Genomic DNA, 3,390 nt, shown 5'->3' on the forward strand with positions numbered 1-3,390 from the left:
CGCCGCCCGCGTCGGCGAGTGCGAACAGGCCCTGTCCCCGTACGTGGACTGGTCCCTCACCGACGTCCTGCGCGGCCACCCCGGCGCCGCCGACCTCGCCCGCGTCGATGTCGTACAGCCCGTGCTGTGGGCCGTCATGGTGTCACTGGCCGCCGTATGGGACGACTACGGCGTCACCCCGGCCGCCGTCGTCGGCCACAGCCAAGGCGAGATCGCAGCAGCCGTAGTGGCCGGTGCACTGTCACTGGACGAAGGCGCCCGGATCGTGGCGCTCCGCAGCCAGGCGCTGCGCAAACTCGCGGGCGGCGGCGCCATGGCCTCCCTCGGCATGGGCCAGGACCAGGCAGAGGACTTCCTGTCCGGCCTGGGCGAGCGCGCCGAGGGCGTGGGCGTGGCCGCCGTCAACGGGCCCGGATCCGTCGTCGTGTCCGGCCCACCCGACCAGGTCACTCACGCGGTCACGGCATACCAGGACACCGGCGGCCGGGCCCGCCTCATCGACGTCGACTACGCCTCACACGGCCCCCAGATCGACGAGATCGCCGACGAACTGACCGACCTCCTCGCCGGGGTCAAACCGGCGCGCTCCGGGGTGGCGTTCTACTCCACCGTCACCGGTGGTCGGTTGGACACCGCCGAGTTGGACACCCCGTACTGGGTGACGAACCTGCGCGAGCGGGTGCGGTTCGCCGATGCCGTACGCGCCCTGCTGGACGACGGCCACCGCGTGTTCATCGAGACCAGCACCCACCCCGTCCTCACCGTCGGCATGCAGGAAACGTTCGAGGAAGCGGGCGTCGGGGCCGTCACGGTGCCCACGCTGCGCCGCGACCACGGCGGGACGGCGCAGTTGGCGCGGTCGGTGGCCCGGGCCTTCACGGCGGGGGTCGAGGTGGACTGGTCTCGCTGGTTCCCGGCCGATCCGGCGCCCCGCGTCATCGACCTGCCGACATACGCCTTCCAGCGCGAGCGCTACTGGATCGACGGCGCATCCGGGCCCGGTGGCGATCCGGCCGGTCTCGGGCTGGTGTCCGCGGGCCATCCGCTGTTGGGCGCGGCGGTGGAGTTGGCCGACGGCACTACGCGTCTGCTGACCGGTCGGCTGTCGGCGCGGACCCACCCGTGGCTCGGTGAGCATGTGGTGGCGGGTGCGGTGCTGGCGCCGGGTGCGGTGCTGGTGGAGTGGGCGCTGCGGGCTGCCGACGAGGTGGGCTGCGGCGGTGTGGAGGAGCTGGCGCTCCAGCGGCCGCTGGTGCTGCCCGCGTCCGGTGCGTTGCGGGTGCAGGTGGTGGTGGGGGCCGCGGCGGAGGAGGGGCGCCGCGACGTGGCGGTGTATACGTGCCCCGAGGACACCGCGGGTCTCGGCGTGGACGGGGAGTGGGTGTGCCACGCCAGGGGCGTACTGGCCCCGCCCGCCGACGCCTCCGGGCAGGCGGAGGGGCTGGGCGGCGCCTGGCCTCCGGTGGGCGCGGAGCCGCTGGACATCGACGGGTTCTACGAGCAGGTGAGGGCGGCCGGTTACGGGTACGGACCGGCCTTCCAGGGCCTGACCGCCGCCTGGCGGCACGGCGCGGACGTCCTCGCCGAGGTGGTCCTGCCCGATGCCGCCGGGGACCGGAGCGGGTTCGGGATCCACCCGGCCCTGCTGGACGCGGCGCTGCATCCGTCGCTGCTCATGGACCGGCCGGAGGGACAGGAGGACGACGACCGGGTGCGGCTGCCGTTCGCGTGGAACGGCGTGTCCTTGTGGGCCTCCGAGGCGACCCGTGTGCGGGTACGGCTGGCCCGCGACGGGGCGCGGCAGTGCTTACGGATGACGGTGGCCGATGCGGTGGGTGCACCGGTGCTGACGGTGGACTCGCTGGTCACTCGCCCGGCCGGTGCGGACGGGTTGCGGGCGGCCGCGGCCGGGCGCGGGGTGGACGGGCTGTTCACGCTGGGCTGGTCCCCGCTGCCGGTGCCTGCCACCGCGCCGTCGGCGCGGTCGGTGATGGGTGACGGCGGATGGGTGGTGCTGGGCGAGGATCCGCTGGGCCTGGCGGTCTCGGTGGCGGAGGGCGCCGAGAAGGACGGCGCGGACGAGGGCGTCGTGTGCTACCCGGATCTGGAGGCGCTGGTCGCGGCGATCGAGGCCGGTGCGCCCGCTCCTTCGGTCGTCCTGACACCCTGCCATGCGTCCGGGGACGTCGCGGACGCCCACGAGGGGCTGCGGGCGGTGGACGGGCTTCTGGGACTGGTGCAGGGGTGGCTGGCCCGGGCCGCGCTGGCGGATGCCCGGCTGGTGGTGGTCACGCGCGGCGCGGTGGCCACGCCCGACTCCGGTGAGAGCACCGTGGATCCGGTCGGGGCCGGGGCGTGGGGGCTGATCCGCAGCGCCCAGTCGGAGAACCCCGAACGGTTCGTTCTGCTCGACCTCGATCCAGGGCTCGACCTCGGTCCCGGTACCGATGGCGGCATCGTCGCGGAGGCGGTCGTCCGCGCGGTGGATGTGCACGAGCCGCAGCTGGCGGTGCGTACGGGAGGCGTCCTGGTGCCCCGGCTGGGGCGGGCCGGAGCCGGTGGCGCGGCCGCGGCGGACACCGCCGAAACCTTCGGTGCCGGTGCGGTCCTCGACCCGGACGGCACCGTGCTGATCACCGGTGGGACGGGCACGCTGGGCCGCTTGGTGGCCGAGCACCTGGTGCGCACCTGGGGCGTCAAGCATCTGCTGCTCGTCAGCCGAAGCGGTCCGGACGCCCCCGGAGCCCCCGAACTGATCGAGAAACTGGGCGAGTTGGGTGTACAGGTACAGTTCCGCGCCGCGGATGTCACCGATCCGGCGGAGGTGGCGCACCTGGTCGCCGGGGTCGACCCGGCGCATCCGCTGACCGGTGTCGTCCACGCCGCCGGGGTGCTGGACGACGCCGTTCTCACCTCCCAGACGCCGGAGCGGCTGGCCCGGGTCTGGGGCCCGAAGGCCACGGCCGCGGCGCATCTGCACACGGCGACGGCGGATCTGCCGCTGGCCCTGTTCGTGGTGTTCTCCTCGACGGCGGCCACCCTGGGTTCGTCGGGGCAGTCCAACTACGCCGCGTCGAACGCGTTCTGCGACGCCCTGGCCGCCCACCGTCGCGCCCTCGGCCTGCCGGGGGTGTCGGTGGCGTGGGGCCTGTGGGCCGACGCCAGTGGCATGACCGGGCACCTGGACGAGGCGGACCGGGCCCGCATGGCGCGTTCGGGCATCGGGGCGATGTCCGGCGAGCGGGCGCTGGGGCTGCTGGACGCCGCCGTCCGGCACGGCGCGCCGCATCTCGTCGCCATCGACCTGGACGTACGGGCGCTGGCCGGGCAGCCCGCGCTCACCCTGCCCGCCCCGCTGCGGGCGCTCACCGGCGGCGGTCCGGCGCGGCG

The 3,390-nt window shown here is 74.8% G+C and carries 1 protein-coding gene; it reads left to right on the forward strand.

What is annotated here, in order from left to right; all coding sequences use genetic code 11:
• A partial coding sequence (locus EEJ42_RS10120; RefSeq protein WP_123099629.1) for an SDR family NAD(P)-dependent oxidoreductase occupies window positions 1-3,390 on the forward strand: 3,390 nt, incomplete at both ends.

Origin of the sequence: Streptomyces botrytidirepellens, assembly GCF_003721215.1 — a bacterium.
GTDB lineage: Bacteria > Actinomycetota > Actinomycetes > Streptomycetales > Streptomycetaceae > Streptomyces > Streptomyces himastatinicus.